The organism is Ruegeria sp. CDSA246, assembly GCF_059611225.1.
This window is the reverse complement of the sequence record NZ_JBXWPD010000010.1, coordinates 90,277-111,835: the sequence shown is the minus strand read 5'-3', so window position 1 is coordinate 111,835 and position 21,559 is coordinate 90,277. Positions and strand designations below refer to the sequence as shown.

Sequence of the window (21,559 nt, the reverse complement as noted above, 5' to 3'; positions counted from 1 at the left end):
TTAGCAGCTCTTCCTTGATCGTTTCCTATGGCACCCCATCCCTCACCACGCTAACCTCCGCCCAACCGCGACAGAGGAATCCCCCATGCCCTTTACTCTTGCTACCTGGAACATCAACTCGGTCCGCCTGCGCGAGCCTATCGTGCTGAAATTACTGCAGGAAGAAGCTCCCGATGTATTGTGTTTGCAGGAGTGCAAGTCGCCGGTTGAGAAGATCCCAACTGACGGATTTGCCGAACTGGGGTACACCCACATGGTTGCAAGGGGCCAGAAGGGGTATAACGGCGTCGCCATCCTGTCGCGCCTGCCGATGGAAGAAGTCGGTGACAAGGATTTTGCAGGTCTCGGCCACGCGCGCCACATCGCTGGGCGGTTGGAAAATGGTGTCACTATTCACAACTTCTATGTCCCCGCCGGTGGCGACATCCCGGATCGTGAAAAGAACGAGAAGTTTGGACAAAAGCTCGACTACCTCACAGATATGCGCGACTGGTTCCATGCCGAAAAGCCCGAAAAGTCCATTCTGGTTGGCGATCTGAACATCGCACCGCGCGAGGACGACGTCTGGTCGCATAAGCAACTTCTCAAGGTCGTCTCACACACGCCGATCGAGGTTGAGGCGCTGGCCGAGACGCAGGACGCAGGCGGATGGGTGGACATAACCCGTCAGGACATCCCCGAAGGGCAGCTATACAGCTGGTGGTCCTATCGCGCCCGCGATTGGGACGCTGCCGACAAGGGGCGGCGTCTGGATCATGTCTGGGCCACGCCGGATATTTCCAACGCAGGCCACTCAAGCCGCGTGCTGCGCGATGCGCGCGGGTGGGAGAAACCCAGTGACCACGCACCGGTCTTTGCGACATTCGACCTTTGACCCTGTAACTCTCCCCTTGGTTTCTGCCCTTTGCAGTTGCATATAGGGGCCAAATTCGAACGAAAGAGTGAATGCCATGGACCTTCTGAACGCCGCAGCCGGACCTGATACTGCCGATCTGATCAAGGACGGATCCGAGGCCACCTTTATGGCCGATGTCGTCGAGGCCTCGCAGGAAATCCCTGTGATCGTGGATTTCTGGGCACCCTGGTGCGGACCGTGCAAAACGCTTGGGCCGCTGCTGGAGGAAGCCGTGACCGCCGCCAAAGGGGCGGTGAAGATGGTCAAGATCAATGTGGACGAGGCGCAGATGATCGCCTCGCAAATGCGCGTTCAGTCGATCCCGACCGTATACGCGTTCTACAAAGGCCAGCCGGTCGATGGGTTTCAGGGCGCCGTGCCGGGGTCCGAGATCAAGGCGTTCGTGGACCGGGTGATTGAGGCCGCAGGTGGTGAAAGCCCCGGTGGGCAGCTGGATGATGCTGTTCAGGCCGCCGAAGAAATGCTGGCCGAAGGTGCAGCAGTCGACGCCGCGCAGACCTTTTCGGCCATTCTGGGGGAAGACCCGAACCACGCCGCCGCTTATGGCGGGCTGGTGCGCGCCCATATTGCAGCGGGCGATCTGGAGCAGGCCGAGGCGATTTTGAACGGCGCACCCGCAGAGATTTCAACCTCGGCTGAGGTTGAAGCAGCCCATGCCCAGCTTGAGCTGGCGAAGCAAGCGGCCGATGCAGGCCCAGTGGGTGAGCTGAAAGCAGCGGTCGAGGCGGATGCCGACAATCATCAGGCGCGGTTCGATCTTGCGCAGGCGCTGCACGCCAATGGTGAAGTTGAAGAGGCTGTTACGCAGTTGCTGGAACTGTTCCGCCGCGACCGCGAGTGGGATGACGGTGCCGCAAAGGCGCAGCTTTTCACAATTTTCGACGCCCTCAAGCCCAATGATCCGATTGTTCTGAACGGGCGGCGCAAACTCAGCTCGATGATATTTGCCTAATTCCTGATCAGGGCTACACTCGGGTACATGATGCATCCCGCTGATCTGCCGGAGACGGTATCCGTTTTCCCATTGCCCGGGGCGCTTTTGCTGCCCCGGTCTCGCTTGCCGCTACATATTTTTGAGCCGCGCTACCTGCAAATGCTGGACGACGCGCTGAAAACGCCTGAACGCTTGATCGGCATGGCCCAGCCGAACCCCTGTCAGTCCAACGAAAGCAAGCTGCACCAAATCGGTTGTGCCGGACGTGTGACACAGTTTTCTGAAACCGAAGATGGTCGCTACCTGATTACATTGTCCGGCATCTCGCGATTTCGGATCAAGTCCGAGCTGGATGCGTTTACGCCTTATCGCCGTTGTGCTGTTTCATGGGACGGGTTTGACCGCGATCTTGGCAAGGCCGAGGCGGACAATGCGTTCGATCGGTTGCGATTTTTGGATCTGCTTGAACGGTTTTTTTCCTCGCGCCAGCTGTCGACCGACTGGGACACGTTGAAGGATGCCGATGACGAGCTGCTAGTGAATTCTCTGTCGATGCTGCTGGATTTCGATCCCGAAGAGAAACAGGCGCTGCTTGAGGCACCTTGCCTTCGCACGCGCCGCGAGACATTGGTGACATTGATTGAATTCGCCATGCGCGGCGGATCGAGCGAGGAAAAACTGCAATGACCGAACCTGAACACCCATTTGATCGCCACATGCTTGAGGCGCTGATCTGTCCGCAGACGCACACCACTTTGCACTACGACGCCGAAAAGCAGGAACTGGTGTCCAAAGCTGCCAATCTAGCCTTTCCGATCCGCAACGGTATCCCGGTGATGCTGGTGGATGAAGCCCGGCACCTTGACTAAATCGCGCGCCCTTGCAGAAGTTTCGGCAGATCTCCGGTCAGCCCGGCGGCCTCACGGACAAAGCCGCGACGTAGTCCGGGGATCGAGCCGACGATCTCCATCCCGATGTCGCGCCCGAAACGCAGAATCGGGTTGTCGTTCGAAAACAGCTTGTTGAACACATCGGTCGCCATGGCCAGCGCCGCCGTGTCGAACCGTCTCCATTCCTGGTAACGTTCCAAAACCAATACCGAACTGATATCTTCGCCACGCCGTCCGGCCAGTGTCAGAACTTCCGCCAAGGCACCCACGTCCCGAAGACCTGCGTTCAAACCCTGACCTGCAATTGGATGCATGCCGTGGGCGGCGTCCCCGACCAAAGCCATGCGGTCACCGATAAAGGAATTGGCGATCGTCAGGTTTAGCGGATAGGTGAATCGGTCGCCCTGAAGGCGGATGTCACCCAGAAAATCACCAAAGCGCGGGCGCAATACCTGCAGATAGTCCGCCTCGGGCATGGCGTTGATGCGTTTGGCCATTTCGGAGCGTTCGCTCCAGACGATCGAGCTGCGATTGCCGGTCAGCGGCAGAATCGCCAAGGGGCCGGGGGGCATGAAGAACTGATGCGCCACGCCGTTATGGGGCAGGTCATGCTCAATTGCACAGACCAGCGCGGTCTGGCCGTAGTCCCAACCGGTGCGCTTGATCCCAGCACGCGCGGCGGTGCCACTGCGGCGCCCGTCACAGCCAACCAACAATCCGCCGGTCAGGGTCGTGCCATCATCCAGCGTCAGCGCTACGCCGGTATCATCAGAGGCCTGCGCGACAACGGTTTTGCCGCTGATCTGCGTGATGCTGTCCTGTTCGGCCATTGTATCCAGAAAGGCGCGGCGCAGGTGGCGGTCTTCGACCATGTAGCCCATCGGGCCTTCTTCAATCTCCGCATGGTCAAAATGCAGGAAAAACGGGGATGGGCCTGCACCAGAATGTCCATCAGTGACCTTGATCTCAAGCATGGGTTGGGCATGTTCTGTCACCTTGTCCCAGACGCCAACTGCATCCAGCAACCGCTGCGAGGCCAGCGCCAGCGCATAAGCGCGCCCGTCAAAAGCCGCGTTTTTCCGCGCTTTTTCGGCCAATGCGTCGATAACGGTGACGGAATGCCCTGTCTGGGCCAGTGCCAGTGCCAGTGCCGGGCCGTTCAGGCCGCCGCCTACAATCAGGATATCCGAGTTGTGTTCCATGCCTGCAATATGCGCGTCCTTTCGGGATTGTCCATGTGCGGTCCTGTCGCTACCGTCCTCCAAAGTGCTTTTTTCAGAGGGGGCGGGGATGCAGGACTGGCTGACCATGACAGCGTGTGATCTGGGTCGGGGTATCGGCATGGGACAGATCGATCCGGTTGAACTGACCGAGACCTATCTGGCCGCCATCGGCGCGCATCCGCACTGCGATAGGATCTATGCCCGCGTTACGCATGATCGTGCTAGGGCCGAGGCACAGGCTGCGCAGGAGCGCGCTAATCTGGGCCTGCGGCGGTCCCTGCTGGATGGTGTGCCGATCAGCTGGAAAGATCTGTTCGACACCGCTGGCACAGCGACTGAGGCAGGCTCGGCGTTGCTGAAAGGCCGGGTTCCCGAAATGGACGCGGTCGTTGTGCGTAACGCCACCGCCATGGGCACGGTCTGTCTGGGCAAGACGCATATGAGCGAGCTGGCTTTCTCAGGCCTTGGCCTGAACCCGATCACTGGCACGCCCCCATGCATTGACGATGAAGACGCCGTATCCGGAGGCTCTTCTTCCGGCGCGGCCGCATCGGTGGCCTGGGGGCTTGCCGCCTGTGGGATCGGTTCGGATACGGGCGGGTCAGTGCGCATTCCAGCGGCCTGGAATAATCTGGTCGGGCTGAAAACCACCGCCGGGCGCGTCAGCCTTGAGGGTACAGTGCCTTTGTGTCTGCGGTTCGACACTGTTGGTCCACTGACCCGCTCAGTCGAGGACACGGCTCAGATGCTGGCCCTGCTCGAGGGGCGCTCTCCACCGGATCTTCGCGGTGCCAGCCTGAAGGGCCGCCGCTTTGCCAATCTTCAGACTGTGGCGCAGGACGACCTGAGGGATGAACCGCGTAAGGCTTTTGAGGATGGGTTGCAAAGACTCACCGAGGCAGGCGCCGAGATCGTTCCGCTTGACGTCCCCGAGCTGCACGACGCCATGGCGCTGTCCGGCATTCTGTACACGACCGAAGCTTATGGGTTGTGGCGCGATGTGATCGAAGCCAACCCTAACGCCATGTACCCCGAGATTCTGGAACGGTTTCGGTCGGGTCAAAACGCGACCGGTGCCGATTACATCGCGGCCTGGTCCAGGCTGAAAGCCTGTCGGGCTGCATGGGATGCCGCCACATCCGGGTTTGATGCGGTGCTTGCGCCGACAGCGCCCATTTTGCCGCCGAATCTGGATCGGTTGATGAATGACCATGACTACTATGTCACGGAAAATCTGTTGGCGCTGCGCAACACCCGTATTGGCAATCTGATGGGACTTGCTGCACTGACACTGCCGACCGGAATACCCGGGTGTGGCGTGATGATCATGGGATATCCGGGGTCAGAAGAGACCCTGCTAAGGCTGGGATCTGCCGCCGAGACGGCGTTGGCCTGAATGCCACAATCCCCTGATTCGCCACCTCTTTGTCTGGACGAAACCGGGTGCGATCTGTAGTCTGCCTGTAAAACGGGGCGAAATGATCCCGGTATTGAGGCAGTAGTTATGAATTTCCCCGAACGGTTTTCGGACCTACCGGAATATGCATTCCCGCGTTTGCGCACCCTGTTGGATAACCACCAGCCGGGTGGCGAAGTGATTCACATGACCATCGGCGCGCCTATGCATGATTTTCCGGCGTGGGTCACCGATGTGATCACAGAAAACGCGGCCGGGTTTAAGGGATACCCGCCAAACGAAGGATCGCCCGAGTTGCGGTCGGCGATTACAGGTTGGATTGATCGCCGCTATGGCGTTTCGATGGACCCCGACGCCAACGTGATGGCGCTGAACGGCACGCGCGAAGGATTGTACAACGCGGCGATGGCACTGTGTCCCGAGCAGAAAAATGGCGAAAAGCCCGCCATTCTGTGCCCGAATCCATTCTACCAGGTCTATATGGTGGCCTCGCTGTCGGTTCGTGCCGAGCCTGTATTCGTATCCGCAACTGCCGCCACAGGTCACTTGCCGAACTATTCGGGGCTACCAAAGGATGTTCTGAACCGCACCGTGGCGGCCTACATCTGTTCTCCCGCGAACCCGCAGGGCGCAGTCGCCTCGCGCGATTATTGGGTCGAACTGATCCAACTGGCCGAGACCTATGATTTCCGCATCTTCGCGGATGAGTGCTATTCCGAGATCTACCGTGACACGGCACCAACCGGTGTACTGACCGTTGCGCAGGAACTAGGGGCCAATCCGGAGCGGATCACCTTGTTCAATTCACTGTCGAAGCGGTCCAATCTGGCTGGTCTGCGCTCGGGCCTGATCGCCGGTGGTCCCGAGACCATCAAGAGGGTCAAGCAGTTACGCAACTACGCAGGTGCGCCTTTACCGCTACCTTTGCAGGCTGCCGCCGCAAAAGTTTGGGCAGATGAGGCGCATGTTGTCGAGAACCGCGCGCTGTATCAGGAAAAGTACACGATCGCGGATGAGGTTTTCGCGGGCGTGCAGGGCTATTTGGCGCCTGAAGCCGGGTTTTTCCTATGGCTGCCGGTCGAAAATGGCGAGGAAACCACATTAAGGCTGTGGCAGGAAACCGGTGTTCGGGTGCTGCCTGGTGCATATCTTTCTCAAGGTGATCCGGGGCAAAACCCGGGCGAGCAATTTATCCGGGTCGCAATGGTGGCCCCAAAAACAGAGTTGCGGCAGGGGCTTATTACGCTCCGTGACTGCATCTATTCGTGAGGTACGAGGGCAAAATGGCATCATATAACGCGCGCAACCGCGATCCATTGCTGGACAGTACGACCCAGGCCGCCATCGAAAGGCGTAGCAAGGAACTGATCGGGATCGCCCTGATCCTGCTGGGGCTGGCTTCAGCCGCGATGATCTGGTCCTACACGCCGGATGATCCGAACTGGATGGTGTCGACAGACGCGCCAGTGCAGAACTGGATGGGGCGGATTGGGGCGTCGATCGCCGCGCCGCTGTTCATGATCGTCGGATGGGGCAGTTGGAGCATCGCGCTGGTGCTGATTGGCTGGGGCATACGCTTTGCCGGGCACTTCGGCGAGGACCGCGCAGTGGCCCGCCTTATCTTTGCTCCGATCTGGATTGCCATCGTTTCCGTTTATGCCGCGACTTTGGTGCCGGGTGAGGCATGGCGCACGACCCACAGCTTTGGTCTGGGGGGCTTGTTCGGTGATACCGTCATGGGTGCGTTGCTGACACTGCTGCCCATCTCATCCCATTTCATGGTCAAACTGATGTCGCTGGCGATGGCAGCTGGCATGCTGGTGCTGGGTACATTTGTCCTTGGATTCACAAAAGCCGACGTGCGCAAAGGCACGCGTGCCTTCTTGTTGGGCCTTGTGATGTCCTATGACATGTTGATGAACCTCTTGGGTCGCAGTGCGTCGGTTACCGCACAAGCGGCACGAGATCGCCGGGCACAGTGGGAAGAGCGCAAGGCCATCCGCGCAGAGGCCAACGACGCGGTGTTTGACGATGATATGGCGTATGCCGATCCGATGTTCGAAGAGCCGGATTTCGAAGAGCCCGAACCCGCAAAACCCGGTCTGCTGGCGCGGATGCCAAGCCTGATCCGCCGCGCCGATCCCATGCCGGAACCTGAACTGGTCGCTCGCGAACCGGTTGCCGGATTCGATGAAATGCCGGGTGAAGATCGTATTAAGTCCAAGATTTCCGCAGCCGTACGCAATCGCAAAGTGGCCGCGGGTGAAGTGGCGCCAGAGGTCGATCCAACCCTGCCTTTGACCAAAGGGCGTGGCCGGGGGCCGGATCCGCTGATCCTGAACGCCAGAGGCGGAGAGGAGCTTCCGCCCGAGCCGCCGATGACATTGGACGGTCTGCCGCCTGAGCCGATGCTGACAGCAGAGCCAGAACCCGATTGGCAGCAGGAACCCCTGCATCATGATTTTGCGCCCGAGCCCGTCTATGAGGATGAGGCCGTATTTGAAGACGCACCCGAACCCGAACCGGCCCCGCTTCCTGCGATGAAAATTCCAGTGGCCGAACCGCGCAAACCCGTAGTGGCACAGCCTGTTCGCCGCACCCCTGCGCCGTCGCGTCGTGCCCAGGCCGAAGCGCAGCCTGGGCTGTCCTTTGAAGACCGGCATTCGGACTTTGAGCTGCCGCCTCTAAGCTTGCTGTCCAACCCTTCTAGCATTCAGCGCCATCACCTCAGCGATGAGGCATTGGAAGAAAACGCGCGCATGTTGGAAAACGTGCTGGACGACTATGGCGTCAAGGGCGAGATCACTAGCGTCCGCCCCGGCCCGGTCGTTACCATGTACGAACTAGAGCCTGCGCCGGGCCTGAAAGCCAGCCGGGTTATCGGTCTGGCCGACGATATCGCGCGCTCGATGTCGGCACTGTCGGCACGTGTTTCGACCCTGCCGGGCCGCTCGGTGATCGGGATCGAATTGCCCAATGAAAACCGCGAGATGGTGGTTTTGCGCGAAATCCTTGCCAGCCGTGATTTTGGTGATGGTAACCACGCGCTGCCACTGGCGCTGGGCAAGGATATCGGCGGCGAATCCATGGTCGCAAACCTGGCCAAGATGCCCCACTTGTTGATTGCGGGGACAACCGGTTCCGGTAAGTCGGTTGCGATCAACACCATGATCCTATCGCTGCTATATAAGCTGACACCGGACGAATGTCGCCTGATCATGATCGACCCCAAGATGCTGGAACTGTCCGTCTATGATGGCATTCCGCATCTGCTGTCGCCCGTTGTGACCGACCCGAAAAAGGCGGTTGTCGCGCTGAAATGGGTCGTGGGCGAGATGGAGGACCGCTATCGTAAAATGTCCAAGATGGGCGTGCGCAACATCGCGGGTTACAATGGTCGCGTGAAGGACGCGTTGACCAAGGGCGAGATGTTCAGCCGCACCGTGCAGACCGGGTTCGACGATGAAACCGGCGAGCCAACGTTCGAGACAGAAGAGTTCGCGCCCGAAGCGATGCCCTACATCGTCGTCATCGTTGATGAGATGGCGGACCTAATGATGGTCGCGGGCAAAGAGATCGAGGCCTGTATCCAGCGACTGGCGCAGATGGCAAGGGCCTCGGGTATTCACCTGATCATGGCCACGCAGCGCCCCTCGGTCGATGTGATTACCGGTACTATCAAGGCGAACTTCCCAACCCGGATTTCGTTCCAGGTGACCTCGAAAGTCGACAGCCGCACTATTCTGGGCGAAATGGGGGCCGAGCAACTGCTGGGGCAGGGCGACATGCTGTATATGGCAGGTGGCGCCAAGATCACCCGTTGCCACGGCCCGTTTGTTTCGGACGAGGAAGTCGAGGAAATCGTCAACCACCTGAAACAGTTCGGCCCACCGGACTATGTGAACACCGTGCTGGACGGTCCATCTGAGGACAAAGCCGACAACATCGACGCGGTTCTGGGCCTGAACACGGGCGGCAATACGAATGGCGAGGATGCTTTGTACGATCAGGCGGTAGGGATTGTGATCAAGGATCGCAAATGCTCGACCTCATACATTCAGCGGAAACTTGCCATTGGCTATAACAAAGCTGCGCGACTTGTTGAGCAAATGGAGGATGAAGGTGTTGTTTCGTCGGCAAATCACGTCGGGAAACGCGAAATCCTCGTCCCTGAGCAATAGGATATTTAATAACAAGGGCAGAGCGCTTATCTGGGGAGTTATGAAACAGATTGCCTTTGCCCTTGCTTTGACACTCGCCGCGCCTGCGGCCTGGGCGGCTGATAAGCTGCCGTTGTCCCAAATCTCAAACTACCTCAATGGCCTCAAAACCGTTGAGACCACGTTTACACAAGTCAACGATGACGGCTCGCTGAGCACCGGAAAGCTGTGGATAGAACGCCCCGGTAAGATGCGGTTCGAATATGACCCGCCCAACAGCGCTGTGGTTCTGGCGCGCGCAGGTACGGTGCAGATCTTTGATCCGAAATCTAACCAGCCCCCTGAACAGTATCCGTTGAAACGCACACCCCTGTCGCTGGTGCTGGCGCGTAACGTCAATCTGGGGCAGGCGAATATGGTGGTTGCCCATGATTTTGACGGGACGGCCACGGTTGTTACCGCTCGGGACCCAAAGAACCCCGATTCCGGCCGGATTGAACTGATGTTCACGGGGGACCCGATCGAGCTGCGCAAATGGGTCATTCACGACAATGCCGGCAGTCAGACGACCGTTCTGCTGGGGCAGCTGAGTACCGGCGGAAATCTCAGCAACGATCTGTTTTCCAGATCAAAAAGAAGCGGGTCAGGCAATCGCTGACCCGCACTCCTGTCAGTAGCGGCAATTGGCCAGCTGCGCCTGATAGAGCTTGGCGCGTGCATCCACGTCATTGGCGACGTTCAACAGCCAGGATTTGCTGTTATGGCTGCCGCGGGCAAAGCCGGTGTGCCCCTCGTGATAGGCCAAATACTGGTTGCGCGTATCTGTGGGGTGAATACCGTTCCGCTGATGGCTTTTGTTCATGTACCAGCCGATGAAATCTGACGCATCGCGGATGCGGTCCCGCTTGGCGCGGCGTTTGCCGGTTTCCTTGCGATATTCATCCCAGGTGCCGTCCAGCGCCTGGCTGAATCCGTAGGCGCTGCTTTGACGGCCCATGGGGATCACACCCAGAACGTATTGGTGCGGCGTACGTGCGTCGTGCTTATAGCGGCTTTCCTGATAGATCGTCGCCATCTGAACGTGAATCGGGACGCCCCATTTCCGTTCGGTGCTTTTGAACGCCTTGATAAAATCAGGCCGTTCGCGCGCAATGCTGCACGCGTCGTTCAGTCTGCTCGGTGGCTGTTTGGACCCGCCACCACAGGATGCCAAAAGCAGCACCCCAAGGAGTACAAAGAAAATTCTGCTCATGTGCCTCGTGCCTTTTTTCTTTATTCTAGCGCAGATTGAGAGTTTAGGAAATCACAATCGTTATAGAACAATCGCTAGAATTAAGGGCAAAGCGCCCACAGACAGCACCGTTGACACCATGACCATCCCGGCAACCGCGTCCGAATCCGCGTCAAACCGCTCGGCTAGCAGGTACGATGTAACCGCGACTGGGGTGCACATCTGCAGGACTAGTACTCCAAAGGCGATGGAATCCAGATCAAAGACGCGCGCGATTGCCCAGCCCAGCCCAAAGCAGACAAGAAGTTTAAGGCCTGATAGCCAGATCGCCTGACCCAATTTGCGCGTTGTCAGCCTTGCAATTGCCACGCCAACTGTAATCAACATCATAGGAATGGCCATTTGGCCCAGCAGCTCTAGCGTATTGGTCAGGAACAGTGGCGTTTCCCAGTCTTGCCAAAGAAACAAAGCTCCAAGCAGGGTCGCCCAAACCATCGGTTCGCGCGCAACTTTGCCGAATGCACCCTTTCCAGCGACCAGATAAATTCCATAGGTGAAGGAAAACAGGGCGGTAATGGCCAGGAAAATGACTGCAAATCCAAGGCCTGCCTGGCCAAACGCAAAAATGCACAGCGGCAGGCCCAGATTGCCAGTGTTCCCAAAAATAAGCGGCGAAAGGTAAGTGCGACGGTCCAGGTTTGAAAGGCGAACAAAAACGCCAAACGCCACGGCAAGCCCAACATGACCCGCAATCGCAGCTAACGTGAAACGGGTCAGTTCTCCTGCCGGAATCTCGGTTTGCATCAGCGCCACAAAGATCAGGCTGGGCACGGCCAGCGTCACGGCAAGGCGCGTCACAAACTCCAAACGATACTCAAAACCAAGTTTGACCCAGGTGAATCCGATGCCTGCCAGCAGGAAGACCGGTGCCACAATTTCGAACACTGTCAGTAGGATGTTCACAGACTGTTTCCTTTAATTTCCGATCAATGATTGGCATTCCGGCCCGGAAAGAGGTAGTAAGATCTCTGGGGGCTGAAAAAATGCTGAAGACAAATGCCAAGTACCGCCTGGGACAGGTGGTCCGCCATAAAAAGCATCCCTTCCGAGGGGTGATTTTTGACGTGGACCCGGAATTTTCCAACACGGAAGAGTGGTATCAGGCCATTCCCGAGGACAGCCGCCCCATCAAGGATCAACCGTTTTATCATCTGCTGGCAGAAAACGATCAATCCTTCTATGTGGCTTATGTTTCAGAACAAAATCTGGTTGCGGACCAATCCGGGGAACCGGTTGAGCATCCTGATATTCCTGACATGTTCGGTCCTTTCGAGAATGGCGCGTACCCGCTGCACTTTAATTTAAACTAAGTAATTTGGTGCGCCAGATTGCGCGCCTTGGTGGTCAATAGCCTAACGCACAACCGTCTTTTCTGGGGTCGCTTGCGCCCTCCAGAACGCCATCTGTGCGGATTCGGATTGCTTGCGCCCCGCCAAGGGGTGTTTCTGGTATCTCAACTTTGTGCCCCAAATCGCACAATTGTTGAGCTGTGCTGTGCGAAATTCCGCGCTCAAGTTTCAGAACGCCGCCGTCTGCAAAGGCACGCGGGGCGTCTACAGAAGCCTGCAAACCCAACCCATGATCGGTGAGGTTGGACAATAGGCGTGCATGGCCTGTTGGCTGAAAAGCTCCGCCCATCACTCCAAACGGCATGATCACCCGGCCATCCTGTTTGAGCATACCGGGAATGATCGTGTGCATCGGGCGTTTGCCTGGGCCAAGCTCGTTTGGGTGACCGGCGCTCAGGTTGAAGCCTGAGCCGCGGTTTTGCAGCAATATCCCGTACTTTTCTGATGCGATGCCAGACCCGAAGCTGTGAAATATGGAATAGATCAGCGAAACGGCCATCCGATCCCGGTCAACAACCGTGATATAGACCGTGTCCTTATGAATGGACTCGGTTAGTGGGGCCGCCGCTGGCATGGCGCGCTTGGGGTCAATCAACGCGGCCAGTTTATCGGCCGCCGTCTGGTCAAGGAACCGTTCAGCGTGGGTTGTGTGATCTGGGTCCGCAATGAACCGATTGCGCGCGTCATAGGCGAGTTTCGAAGCCTCGGCCTCAAGATGTATGAGTTCCGGGCCAAACGGATCAAGGCCCGTCAGGTCAAAGTTCTTCAGGATATTCAAAAGCAGGATCGCCGTCGCACCCTGTCCGTTTGGCGGGTGTTCGACCAGATCAATGCCCTTGTAACTTCCGCTGAGGGGCTGGGTTTTTGTGCATTGCGTGGCCAGAAAATCCTGAGCCGTGTGAACTCCACCCAATGCCGTCAGGGCGTCGATCATATCCTGCGCAATTTCACCGGAATAAAAGGCATCACGGCCATTGCGTGCAATCTGGCGCAGGACCTCTGCCTGCCCCGGCGCGCGAAAGATCTGGCCTACATTTGGTGCTTTACCGTCAGTCAGATAATGCTTGCGTGCAGCCCCTTGCAGCGTGTCAGCCCCCGTTTTCCAATCATAGGCGACCCGGGGTGCGACCGGGACACCGGCCTCGGCATAGTGAATGGCAGGTGCCAGTATCTCATCCAGCCCAACCCTGCCCTCGGTTTCTGCCAGATGGCAAAAGGCATCAATCGCACCGGGAATGGTCACCGCATCGGGTGTATTCAACGGCACTGTATCCAGCCCCTCGGCTCGCAACTTGTCCGCATTGGCTGCGGTTGGAGCGCGTCCGGACCCATTCAGGGCGCGTATCTGATCTTCGCCTGCGCGGTTGAAAAGGACAAAGCAATCGCCACCGATGCCCGTCATCTGCGGCTCGCAAATGCCCAGCAGCACAGCGCCTGCGATGGCGGCGTCCATGGCATTGCCGCCTTGCTGCAGGATATTTACGGCAACCTGCGCGGCTAGAGGATGCGATGTGGCGCACATTCCCTCGGTAGCCAAAACTTCGGACCGGCCTGGAGTGTGAAAATCCCGCATAGGTTTGCCTTCCCCTTTTGAACACGCCGAACGTAAAGCGCGGTCACGGATTGTCTAGTCACATCAGCGGGAAGGGAGATCCTCGGCGCCGTTCACTGGGTGGGGGCTGTGACACTAGGCGCCGAGGGAAGCTATCTGAGCTACAGATATCTTTTTGCCCTTTGTTTGCGGCGCGCCAATGGTGCGATCGGGGCCTTTATGTGGCCTTTTTGAGTCCGGCGGAGCGGTTTGGGAAGTCAAACCGCAGTGACAACCGGTTGCAGCCATTGCGATGCTCATAGCGAATGTCGCTGGTCAGTTCATGGATCAGGAACCAGCCAAACCCGCCTTCGGGTAACTCATCGAGCGTCGATCCCAAAGGCGCAGGCACACCATCCGGCACGCGAAATCCGGGCAGAGGATTCCCCGTGTCAGAGATCAGAATATCCAGCCAGTTTTGATGCAGCCGACAATGCACCCTGACCTTGGCCGGAGTGACGCCCGCATAGGCATGCTCGACCACATTGTTGATCGCCTCGGCCAGCGCGATTTTAACGTCGCTCGCCTTGTGTGACGGCAGGCCCTGCACCTCAAGCCCTTTGCTAAGCTGGGCGATGCCAACGCTGGCTTCGGTTTCGGTGGCAGCAAAGCTCAGATCCAAGCAGTTCCCATTCCCCATGGACATCGCGCCTATTCAATCCGTGAATTCATTCCGCCGACCGTTCAAGGGCGTCGTCCAGGGTCTGGTAAAGATTGAAAACCGTATCCATACGGGTCAGCCGAAACACCTTTTCGACAAAAGGGTGTAGCCCAGCCAGATCCAGTCTGCGGTTGCTGCCCAGTTGCTTCATCGACGCGACGATGGCCCCAAGGCCGCTTGAATCGATGAATTCGACACCCGTCAGGTCCAGGACAACGCGCGGCGCGCCACCGTCGGCTTCATTGCGCATGTCTTCCTTGAACTGAATGGCCATTGCGGCATCAATACGGTCAGAATGCACCGTTATAATCTGCGTTGCGTCTGTTGTTTTACTGGTCAGGGCCATGCGCGCGGGCTCTCTAAACTAAAAATCACTCGTAGAAATACGCTAGACGGCAATTCTTACCATTCGGTATCCATCTCAGTAGAAAAGCGGAGGAGCATCCAAATGAAACAAGTCGTTATCGCTGGCGCGGCGCGGACCCCGATGGGTGGGTTTCAGGGGATGTTCGATACCGTGACAGCGGCCGATCTGGGCGGCGACGCCATCAGGGCAGCGTTGCAAGGGGCCGGTACGGAAACCGTTGACGAAGTCCTTATGGGATGTGTTTTGCCGGCCGGGCAGGGGCAGGCGCCCGCGCGCCAGGCCGGTTTTGCGGCAGGGTTGGGCGAAGACGTTCCCGCCACAACGCTGAACAAAATGTGCGGATCGGGCATGAAAGCGGCCATGATGGCCTATGACCAGATCGCTTTAGGGCATGCCGATACAATGATCGCAGGTGGGATGGAGAGCATGACGAACGCGCCATACCTTTTACCCAAAATGCGCGAAGGCGCGCGATTGGGTCATACGCAGGCAATGGATCATATGTTCTTGGACGGGCTCGAGGACGCTTACGACAAAGGTCGCCTGATGGGCACATTCGCCGAAGACTGCGCCGAGGCCTATCAGTTCACGCGCGAAGCGCAGGACGAATATGCGCTGCGTTCATTGTCAAATGCGCTGGCCGCACAGGAAAACGGCGCATTCGCGGATGAAATCACGCCGGTTACGGTCCGCACCCGAAAGAGTGAGGTCACGCAGGCCACGGATGAACAGCCGCTTTCGGCGCGGCCCGAGAAGATCCCGACGCTCAAGCCGGCGTTTCGGAAGGATGGCACTGTCACGGCGGCAAACTCTTCTTCGATATCGGACGGTGCCGCTGCATTGGTGCTGGCATCCGAGAACGCAGCCCATGCGCAGGGTCTGACCGTTCGTGCCCGTATTGTCGGCCACGCTAGCCATGCGCAGGCACCGGGGCTGTTTACGACGGCACCTGTTCCGGCCGCGCAGAAACTGCTGACCAACATCGGCTGGTCGAAAGAAGATGTCGATCTGTGGGAGGTCAACGAAGCCTTTGCGGTCGTGCCGATGGCGTTCATGCACGAAATGGGTCTGCCCCGCGATATCGTCAACGTGAACGGCGGGGCTTGCGCACTTGGACATCCGATCGGTGCGTCGGGTGCACGGATCATGGTCACCCTGCTGAACGCGTTGGAAAAGCGAAACCTGAAACGCGGGGTGGCGGCCATCTGCATCGGCGGCGGCGAAGGCACGGCGATAGCCATCGAACGCGTTTGACGCTTCACCTTTTTCCAAATACTCCGGCGCAAAGCCCTGCCACGAGTTCCGACATGACAGCTGATTACGATACACTTGCCAAGACCATCGCCGCACTGACCGAGGGTGAAACCGACGACGTGGCCCTGATGGCCACCATCGCGTGCGAGGTGCATCATTCCGATGATCGTTTTGACTGGACAGGCTTCTACCGTGTCACCGAGCCGGGGCTTTTGAAGATCGGGCCCTATCAGGGTGGGCACGGCTGTCTGGTCATCCCGTTCGACCGCGGTGTTTGTGGCGCTGCCGCCCGTACGGGTGAGGTACAGTTGGTGCCGGATGTGGATGCGTTTCCGGGCCATATCGCCTGCGCATCTTCGACCAGATCCGAGGTGGTGCTGCCTGTGCGCAACGCCACCGGTGACGTCATTGCGGTGTTTGATATCGACAGTGATCAACCCAACGCGTTCAATGAAAAAGACGCAAGTCAACTGAGCAGAATTCTGTCCAGCGTATTCGCCAAATAACAATGGCCGAGGGCGTACCCCCGGCCATTTTGATTAGTGTGTGCTTCCTATCAGGTGCTCAGAAGCTTGGCTTTCTGCGCCGCAAACTCCTCATCCGTCAGAACGCCTTTTTCCTTGAGCGCGGCAAGCCGTTCCAGCTCATCCGCAGCAGATACTGTGGCTACCGAGCGGATATAGTCCTTTTGCGCCTGTTCGATCTGGCTCATGGCCTCGGCATTGTGCTGGTGCATCTTGTCGCCGCGGACGATCAAGTAAGCCAGAACGCCCATCCATGGAATCAGGATGACAAAGGCGATCCAGACTGCCTTTCCACCGCCACTTAGGTCCTTGGATCGGAAGACATCGGCCACAACCGAAATCATCACCCAGAACCAGGCCACCATCAGGAACAGCCAGAAGATTGACCAGACTATGTCGAAGAAACCGATACCGTTTTCCATTTGTCATCCAACCCTTTGCGAATGCGTAAGAATATTCATATTCAGATAACACTGGACTGTAGCAGACAGTTTGCCGGTTGGTTAGTGTCAATTCTTTAATGGTATTACTACGCTACGCCAGGCTGGGTAATTCAATGACCGTTAGAAGATAGGCCAGCACAGCTTGAATGCCGAATATCCCAAAGATGTAGTATGAAAACAGCCGCTTGCGGGTTTTGTGTCTGAAAATCCACCGCCCCAGCAATGCGCCTGGACTGCCGCCCAGCGCCGCTAACCACAATAGGTTTCGTTCCGGGATACGCCTTTTCCGCCGTCTTGCCCGCAGCTTATCCCAGCCAAAGGCAAGCAAAGTCAGGGTGTTGACGACCCACAGATAAATCACCGCAATCCACATGGTGGACGGATATCCAAACATTGTTGTGGACCCAAGTGAAAAAAATCTTGGTTTTTTCACGGAATCACTGCATCGTGAAAAACGAGGAGAAAATTTCACCAAACTTCGGAGCGTTCAGTGAACAGCCAAGCCCCGCACAGTGCCACACTCGGAGCCGATCTTCGGGCTTTGCGTAAGGCGCGTGGGTTGACGCTGACTGAGATCGCCGCACGTCTGGGTCGTTCTGTTGGTTGGCTTAGCCAAGTCGAGCGCGACAAGTCCGACCCCTCAATTTCCGACCTGCGCCAGATTGCCGAATGTCTGGGCGTGCCGATGTCGATGCTGTTCGCGCATTCTTCCTCTCCGGCAGATGAGCAGGGGTATGTGGTGCGCGCCGGAACGCGCCGCCCGATGGGGTCCGGTGAGGAAGGGTTGATCGAAGAACTGCTGTCGCCCGATCTGACCGATGATTTCGAAATGGTGCATTCCACATTCAAGCCCCGATCGAAAATGCAAACCCCGGCCAACCGACCAACGCAGGAGGTTGGGTACATGGTGTCAGGGCGGTTGGAACTGACGATCAGTGGGCGCCAGTTTTCGGTCGGCCCCGGCGACAGCTTTCGGATCAAACATGAACCCTATCAATGGTCGAACCCCTATGATGAGCCCGCAGTGGCCATCTGGGTTATCGCTCCGCCGGTGTACTGATGAGCTTTGAAGCCTGGACCATATTCGCGCTGTTTTGGGTGGTGTTCGTCACCACGCCGGGGCCGAACGCGGTCAATTGCATTTCAAACGGGATGAGCCTGCCGTTTCCCAAAGCGATGCTGGGCGTGCTGGCGATTCTAACGCAGGCCAGCACGTTTCTTGTCCTGTCAGCGCTGGGTGTGACCGCGTTGATCGCAGCATCCCCAACCGGGTTTTTTATCGCCAAACTGGTAGGGGCAGGGTTCCTGATCTGGGTTGGGGTTCGCGGCTGGATGAATGCCACGCGCCCGGCCCCGGCAAGTGAACGACCCGCGCGCCATGTGTATCTGCACGCACTGGCGGTCGCTACGATCAATCCTAAAAGCGTGGCAGGGTACCTCGCTGCCTTTTCCCAGTTTGTGCAGCCTGATGTTCCGATCTGGCAGCAGATGGTCGTCATCATGCCTACGGCGCTGATCATCACCACGCTCAGCTACACCGGGTTCACCGTGTTGGGCGCGCTGATGGGCAAGGCTGCGCTGGGAGCGGTTTTCAACACTTGGGTGCGTCGTGTCATGGCCGCCTGTTTCATCATCTATGGCGTGTTGCTGGGGGCCAGCTCCACGCCCACAGCAAGGGGGTAGTCACATGCAAACTGGTTCTTGCCTCTGCGGCGCTGTCGCGTTCACGATTGAAGGAGAGCTTTCACCGCCTTCGGCCTGCCATTGCGGTCAATGCCGCAAGCAATCCGGCCATGTTTGGTCTTCGACCTGGACACATCAGGATAACTTGAGCTTCACCGCCAGCGACACGCTTACGTGGTTCCGCGCTTCGGACACCGCCCGCCGCGGTTTCTGCCGTTCCTGCGGCTCGTTCCTCTTCTGGCAGCACAATGACGAGGACACGATTTCAATTTCCATGGGTGCGCTCAGCGAGCCCACGGGTCTAACGCTCTCGAAGCATATCTTTGTCGCCGACAAGGGCGATTACTACGACATCACAGACGATCTGCCCCAACGGGCACAGTAACAAGGATCAAGACCAATGAGCGATTTTCCGACAAAAGCCCGCGTGGTTGTTATCGGTGGCGGTGTGGTGGGGGCCTCCTCGCTGTACCATCTGGCCAAGAAGGGCTGGACTGATTGTGTTCTGCTGGAAAAGAACGAACTTACCGCTGGCTCGACTTGGCACGCGGCGGGTAACGTTCCGACCTTCTCGAATTCATGGGCGATCATGAACATGCAGCGGTACTCAACCGAGCTGTATTCGCGTTTGGGCGAAGAGGTCGACTATCCGATGAACTACCACGTTTCAGGCTCGATCCGTCTTGCGCACAGCAAGGAGCGGATGCAAGAGTTCGAACACGCCATGGCGATGGGACGCTATCAAGGCATCCCGATGGAGATGTGGACCCCGGAAGAAGCTAAAGAGCGCTATCCTTTCCTGGAGACGCACGATCTTGAAGGCGTTCTGTACGATCCCACCGATGGTGATATTGATCCGGCGCAGCTGACACAGGCACTGGCCAAGGGTGCCCGTGACATGGGCCAGAAGATCATCCGCTTTTGCCCGGCAACTGGCGTAACTCAGCACGACGACGGCACCTGGACCGTACACACCGACAAAGGCGATATAGCCTGCGACTATGTTGTGAACGCCGCTGGGTATTACGCGCAGCGCGTGGGAGAGTGGTTCAAGCCCTTTGGCGGCCGCACAGTTCCCGCGATGGTGATGAGCCACCAGTACCTGCTGACGGACGAAGTTCCAGAAATTGAAGAATGGTCCAAAGCGAACGGTGGTAAGAAACTGCCACTGCTGCGCGACGTGGATATCTCGTACTACCTGCGGCAGGAAAAGAATGGCTTCAACCTTGGTCCGTATGAGCCTAACTGCAAGGGCCACTGGATGACTGAAGACGATGCTATGCCCGAGGATTTCTCGTTCCAGCTGTGGAATGACGATCTCGACCGCATCGAGGATATCGTCACTGACGCGATGGAGCGGGTGCCGTTGATGGCGACCTCCGGCGTTGGCCGTGTGATCAACGGCCCGATCCCCTATGCGCCGGACGGGCTGCCGCTGATCGGCCCAATGCCCGGTGTGAAAAACGCGTTCGAGGCACACACATTCACCTTCGGCATCGCTCAGGGCGGTGGTGCAGGCAAGGTGCTGGCCGAATGGATCGTCGATGGCGCGACCGAATGGGATATGTGGGCCGTCGACCCGCGTCGCTACACCGATTACACAGATCAGGACTACTGCAACCAGAAAGGTCTGGAAGTTTACGGCAACGAATACGCCATGCATTTCCCTCATCATGAATGGCCCGCGGCGCGCGACAAGAAACTGTCACCGGTGCATGACAAGGTCAAAGCGCTGGGCGGCGTGATGGGTGCCTATAACGGATGGGAGCGGGCCAACTGGTTCGCGAAGCCGGGCGATGACACGTCGCTTGATGCAACCCATACCTGGGGTCGGTCCGGCCCGTGGGAGCAACGAATCCAAGAAGAATGCGAGGCCGTGCGAGACCATTGTGGCGTACTAGATCTGCCAGGCTTCTCGCGCTTCATGGTCAAGGGAGAGGGCGCCGCTGAGGCGCTGCGCGGCCTCGCAACCGGTGGGTTGCCAAAGGTCGGCCGGATGAACCTCATCTATATCTCTGACGACCGTGGCCGCATTCTGACCGAGATGTCCTGTATCCGTCTTGGTGAGGATGAGTTCATCATGATCACCGCCGCAACTGCACAGTGGCATGATCGGGACATCCTGATGAACGCGATGCCTGCGAGTGTTTCGATTGAAGACGTGACCACGACACGGGATACACTGATCGTCACTGGTCCGAAGTCGCGCGATATACTGTCGACTATGACGGATGCGGATCTGACCTCGGGGTGGCTGACTCATCAGTCTGCGACCGTTGCAGGCCAGCCCGCCTATCTGATCCGCGTCTCCTTCGCGGGTGAGCTAGGATGGGAAGTCCACGCTCTGAACGAGCATATGCCCGCGATCTATGATGCGATCATCGATGCCGGTGCCAAACCGTTCGGCATGTATGCCCTGAACTCGCTGCGTATCGAAAAGGGATACCGTGCATGGAAGGGGGACCTATCGACCGACTACTCTCTGCTGGAAGGCGGTCTTGGGCGGTTCGTCAAACTCGACAAGCCGCAGGATTTCCCCGGCAAGGCTGCAATCCTGAACGAAAAGCAGCAGGGCGTGAAGAAGTCGTTTGTCACGCTGACAGTGGATGCGGGCGATTGCGACGCGCCGTATATGTCGTGTATCTGGCAGGGCGATCAAATCGTGGGCGAAACCACGTCAGGCGCATGGGGATACCGCGTTGGCAAATCCATCGCGCTGGGCATGATCAAGGCCGAGCTTGCCAACCCCGGCACCGAGCTTGAGGTCGAAATCTACGGCCAAAAGTGCCGCGCTGTGGTAGAGCAGGATCAGCCGCTCTGGGATCCCGAGAACGAGCGGTTACGCGCTTAACTTCT

General features: G+C 58.0%; 23 protein-coding genes. 15 read left to right on the top strand and 8 right to left on the bottom strand.

Going from position 1 to position 21,559, the window contains the following annotated elements:
• Positions 1–85: 85 nt before the first annotated feature.
• The 4 genes from AC2FI9_RS14445 (at position 86) to AC2FI9_RS14430 (ending at position 2,719) form a co-directional block, all read left to right on the top strand.
• On the top strand, positions 86–874 hold the full coding sequence (locus tag AC2FI9_RS14445; protein ID WP_496768556.1) for an exodeoxyribonuclease III: 789 nt from the start codon (positions 86–88) through the stop codon (positions 872–874).
• 76 nt (positions 875–950) lie between these two features.
• The gene (trxA, locus tag AC2FI9_RS14440) at positions 951–1,868 is read left to right on the top strand and encodes a thioredoxin (RefSeq protein ID WP_496768554.1); all 918 of its coding nucleotides are present in this window, start codon (positions 951–953) and stop codon (positions 1,866–1,868) included.
• A 27-nt stretch (positions 1,869–1,895) separates the two neighbouring features.
• Positions 1,896–2,537: an LON peptidase substrate-binding domain-containing protein gene (locus AC2FI9_RS14435; protein ID WP_282170494.1), complete on the top strand. Its 642-nt coding sequence runs from the start codon at positions 1,896–1,898 to the stop codon at positions 2,535–2,537.
• Positions 2,534–2,719 (top strand): Trm112 family protein, encoded by a 186-nt coding sequence (locus tag AC2FI9_RS14430; protein WP_282170493.1) that lies wholly within the window; start codon positions 2,534–2,536, stop codon positions 2,717–2,719. Before AC2FI9_RS14435 ends, AC2FI9_RS14430 begins: the two co-directional genes overlap by 4 nt.
• Here AC2FI9_RS14430 and AC2FI9_RS14425 read toward each other — a convergent pair.
• Positions 2,716–3,942 (bottom strand): FAD-dependent monooxygenase, encoded by a 1,227-nt coding sequence (locus AC2FI9_RS14425; RefSeq protein WP_496768553.1) that lies wholly within the window; start codon positions 3,940–3,942, stop codon positions 2,716–2,718. The genes AC2FI9_RS14430 and AC2FI9_RS14425 overlap by 4 nt on opposite strands.
• 88 nt (positions 3,943–4,030) lie before the next feature.
• Between AC2FI9_RS14425 and AC2FI9_RS14420 the strand changes: the two genes are divergently transcribed.
• The 4 genes from AC2FI9_RS14420 (at position 4,031) to AC2FI9_RS14405 (ending at position 10,198) form a co-directional block, all read left to right on the top strand.
• The gene (locus AC2FI9_RS14420) at positions 4,031–5,359 is read left to right on the top strand and encodes an amidase (RefSeq protein ID WP_496768551.1); all 1,329 of its coding nucleotides are present in this window, start codon (positions 4,031–4,033) and stop codon (positions 5,357–5,359) included.
• A gap of 108 nt (positions 5,360–5,467) precedes the next feature.
• On the top strand, positions 5,468–6,649 hold the full coding sequence (locus AC2FI9_RS14415; protein WP_496768548.1) for an aminotransferase class I/II-fold pyridoxal phosphate-dependent enzyme: 1,182 nt from the start codon (positions 5,468–5,470) through the stop codon (positions 6,647–6,649).
• 14 nt (positions 6,650–6,663) lie between these two features.
• Entirely contained in the window at positions 6,664–9,561 is a 2,898-nt protein-coding gene (locus AC2FI9_RS14410) for a DNA translocase FtsK (protein ID WP_496768546.1), read from the top strand.
• Positions 9,562–9,601: 40 nt separating this feature from the next.
• On the top strand, positions 9,602–10,198 hold the full coding sequence (locus AC2FI9_RS14405; RefSeq protein ID WP_282120310.1) for a LolA family protein: 597 nt from the start codon (positions 9,602–9,604) through the stop codon (positions 10,196–10,198).
• A gap of 12 nt (positions 10,199–10,210) precedes the next feature.
• On the opposite strand, the gene AC2FI9_RS14400 is transcribed toward AC2FI9_RS14405, so the two are convergent.
• Together AC2FI9_RS14400 and AC2FI9_RS14395 are read right to left on the bottom strand one after the other, a co-directional pair.
• Positions 10,211–10,792: a transglycosylase SLT domain-containing protein gene (locus tag AC2FI9_RS14400; protein ID WP_496768544.1), complete on the bottom strand. Its 582-nt coding sequence runs from the start codon at positions 10,790–10,792 to the stop codon at positions 10,211–10,213.
• Positions 10,793–10,852: 60 nt separating this feature from the next.
• Positions 10,853–11,734 (bottom strand): AEC family transporter, encoded by an 882-nt coding sequence (locus AC2FI9_RS14395; RefSeq protein ID WP_496768542.1) that lies wholly within the window; start codon positions 11,732–11,734, stop codon positions 10,853–10,855.
• An 80-nt stretch (positions 11,735–11,814) separates the two neighbouring features.
• Here AC2FI9_RS14395 and hspQ point away from each other — a divergent pair, with 80 nt between their 5' ends.
• Complete coding sequence (gene hspQ / locus AC2FI9_RS14390; RefSeq protein WP_108861127.1) at positions 11,815–12,141, top strand: heat shock protein HspQ; 327 nt, start codon at positions 11,815–11,817, stop codon at positions 12,139–12,141.
• 34 nt (positions 12,142–12,175) lie between these two features.
• Here hspQ and ggt read toward each other — a convergent pair whose 3' ends face one another.
• The 3 genes from ggt to AC2FI9_RS14375 all read right to left on the bottom strand — a co-directional run bounded on the left by ggt (position 12,176) and on the right by AC2FI9_RS14375 (position 14,778).
• Positions 12,176–13,753 (bottom strand): gamma-glutamyltransferase, encoded by a 1,578-nt coding sequence (gene ggt / locus AC2FI9_RS14385; protein WP_496768540.1) that lies wholly within the window; start codon positions 13,751–13,753, stop codon positions 12,176–12,178.
• 196 nt (positions 13,754–13,949) lie between these two features.
• Positions 13,950–14,411, bottom strand: coding sequence for an ATP-binding protein (locus AC2FI9_RS14380; RefSeq protein ID WP_496768538.1), 462 nt, complete (start codon positions 14,409–14,411; stop codon positions 13,950–13,952).
• Positions 14,412–14,439: 28 nt separating this feature from the next.
• On the bottom strand, positions 14,440–14,778 hold the full coding sequence (locus tag AC2FI9_RS14375) for an STAS domain-containing protein (RefSeq protein WP_496768536.1): 339 nt from the start codon (positions 14,776–14,778) through the stop codon (positions 14,440–14,442).
• Between the two features lie 102 nt (positions 14,779–14,880).
• Here AC2FI9_RS14375 and AC2FI9_RS14370 point away from each other — a divergent pair, with 102 nt between their 5' ends.
• Entirely contained in the window at positions 14,881–16,053 is a 1,173-nt protein-coding gene (locus tag AC2FI9_RS14370) for a thiolase family protein (RefSeq protein WP_496768533.1), read from the top strand.
• 53 nt (positions 16,054–16,106) lie between these two features.
• Entirely contained in the window at positions 16,107–16,559 is a 453-nt protein-coding gene (locus AC2FI9_RS14365; RefSeq protein WP_496768531.1) for a GAF domain-containing protein, read from the top strand.
• Between the two features lie 50 nt (positions 16,560–16,609).
• Here the strand turns inward: AC2FI9_RS14365 and AC2FI9_RS14360 are convergent, their stop codons facing one another.
• Positions 16,610–16,999, bottom strand: a complete 390-nt coding sequence (locus AC2FI9_RS14360; RefSeq protein ID WP_496768529.1) for an SHOCT domain-containing protein — start codon at positions 16,997–16,999, stop codon at positions 16,610–16,612.
• A gap of 112 nt (positions 17,000–17,111) precedes the next feature.
• Positions 17,112–17,393, bottom strand: a complete 282-nt coding sequence (locus AC2FI9_RS14355; RefSeq protein ID WP_496768527.1) for a DUF1294 domain-containing protein — start codon at positions 17,391–17,393, stop codon at positions 17,112–17,114.
• A 117-nt stretch (positions 17,394–17,510) separates the two neighbouring features.
• Between AC2FI9_RS14355 and AC2FI9_RS14350 the strand changes: the two genes are divergently transcribed.
• Genes AC2FI9_RS14350 through AC2FI9_RS14335 form a run of 4 tightly spaced genes read left to right on the top strand, consistent with a single transcriptional unit; the run spans position 17,511 to position 21,554 of the window.
• Entirely contained in the window at positions 17,511–18,080 is a 570-nt protein-coding gene (locus AC2FI9_RS14350; RefSeq protein WP_496768525.1) for a helix-turn-helix domain-containing protein, read from the top strand.
• Complete coding sequence (locus AC2FI9_RS14345; RefSeq protein ID WP_496768524.1) at positions 18,080–18,703, top strand: LysE family translocator; 624 nt, start codon at positions 18,080–18,082, stop codon at positions 18,701–18,703. Before AC2FI9_RS14350 ends, AC2FI9_RS14345 begins: the two co-directional genes overlap by 1 nt.
• 4 nt (positions 18,704–18,707) lie before the next feature.
• On the top strand, positions 18,708–19,088 hold the full coding sequence (locus AC2FI9_RS14340) for a GFA family protein (protein ID WP_496768522.1): 381 nt from the start codon (positions 18,708–18,710) through the stop codon (positions 19,086–19,088).
• Positions 19,089–19,103: 15 nt separating this feature from the next.
• A complete protein-coding gene (locus tag AC2FI9_RS14335; RefSeq protein ID WP_496768521.1) occupies positions 19,104–21,554 on the top strand; it encodes a GcvT family protein in 2,451 nt (816 codons plus the stop codon).
• The last annotated feature ends 5 nt before the right edge of the window (positions 21,555–21,559 follow it).

Bases quoted from the DNA above. Each gene is read 5' to 3' on its own strand.
- AC2FI9_RS14345 (WP_496768524.1), top strand. From the start codon at position 18,080: ATGAGCTTTGAAGCCTGGACCATATTCGCGCTGTTTTGGGTGGTGTTC.
- AC2FI9_RS14410 (WP_496768546.1), top strand. From the start codon at position 6,664: ATGGCATCATATAACGCGCGCAACCGCGATCCATTGCTGGACAGTACG.
- AC2FI9_RS14340 (WP_496768522.1), top strand. From the start codon at position 18,708: ATGCAAACTGGTTCTTGCCTCTGCGGCGCTGTCGCGTTCACGATTGAA.
- AC2FI9_RS14370 (WP_496768533.1), top strand. From the start codon at position 14,881: ATGAAACAAGTCGTTATCGCTGGCGCGGCGCGGACCCCGATGGGTGGG.
- AC2FI9_RS14425 (WP_496768553.1), bottom strand. From the start codon at position 3,942: ATGGAACACAACTCGGATATCCTGATTGTAGGCGGCGGCCTGAACGGC.
- ggt (WP_496768540.1), bottom strand. From the start codon at position 13,753: ATGCGGGATTTTCACACTCCAGGCCGGTCCGAAGTTTTGGCTACCGAG.
- AC2FI9_RS14420 (WP_496768551.1), top strand. From the start codon at position 4,031: ATGCAGGACTGGCTGACCATGACAGCGTGTGATCTGGGTCGGGGTATC.
- AC2FI9_RS14375 (WP_496768536.1), bottom strand. From the start codon at position 14,778: ATGGCCCTGACCAGTAAAACAACAGACGCAACGCAGATTATAACGGTG.
- AC2FI9_RS14405 (WP_282120310.1), top strand. From the start codon at position 9,602: ATGAAACAGATTGCCTTTGCCCTTGCTTTGACACTCGCCGCGCCTGCG.
- AC2FI9_RS14365 (WP_496768531.1), top strand. From the start codon at position 16,107: ATGACAGCTGATTACGATACACTTGCCAAGACCATCGCCGCACTGACC.
- AC2FI9_RS14415 (WP_496768548.1), top strand. From the start codon at position 5,468: ATGAATTTCCCCGAACGGTTTTCGGACCTACCGGAATATGCATTCCCG.
- AC2FI9_RS14360 (WP_496768529.1), bottom strand. From the start codon at position 16,999: ATGGAAAACGGTATCGGTTTCTTCGACATAGTCTGGTCAATCTTCTGG.
- AC2FI9_RS14380 (WP_496768538.1), bottom strand. From the start codon at position 14,411: ATGGGGAATGGGAACTGCTTGGATCTGAGCTTTGCTGCCACCGAAACC.
- trxA (WP_496768554.1), top strand. From the start codon at position 951: ATGGACCTTCTGAACGCCGCAGCCGGACCTGATACTGCCGATCTGATC.
- hspQ (WP_108861127.1), top strand. From the start codon at position 11,815: ATGCTGAAGACAAATGCCAAGTACCGCCTGGGACAGGTGGTCCGCCAT.
- AC2FI9_RS14445 (WP_496768556.1), top strand. From the start codon at position 86: ATGCCCTTTACTCTTGCTACCTGGAACATCAACTCGGTCCGCCTGCGC.
- AC2FI9_RS14400 (WP_496768544.1), bottom strand. From the start codon at position 10,792: ATGAGCAGAATTTTCTTTGTACTCCTTGGGGTGCTGCTTTTGGCATCC.
- AC2FI9_RS14430 (WP_282170493.1), top strand. From the start codon at position 2,534: ATGACCGAACCTGAACACCCATTTGATCGCCACATGCTTGAGGCGCTG.
- AC2FI9_RS14435 (WP_282170494.1), top strand. From the start codon at position 1,896: ATGATGCATCCCGCTGATCTGCCGGAGACGGTATCCGTTTTCCCATTG.
- AC2FI9_RS14355 (WP_496768527.1), bottom strand. From the start codon at position 17,393: ATGTGGATTGCGGTGATTTATCTGTGGGTCGTCAACACCCTGACTTTG.
- AC2FI9_RS14335 (WP_496768521.1), top strand. From the start codon at position 19,104: ATGAGCGATTTTCCGACAAAAGCCCGCGTGGTTGTTATCGGTGGCGGT.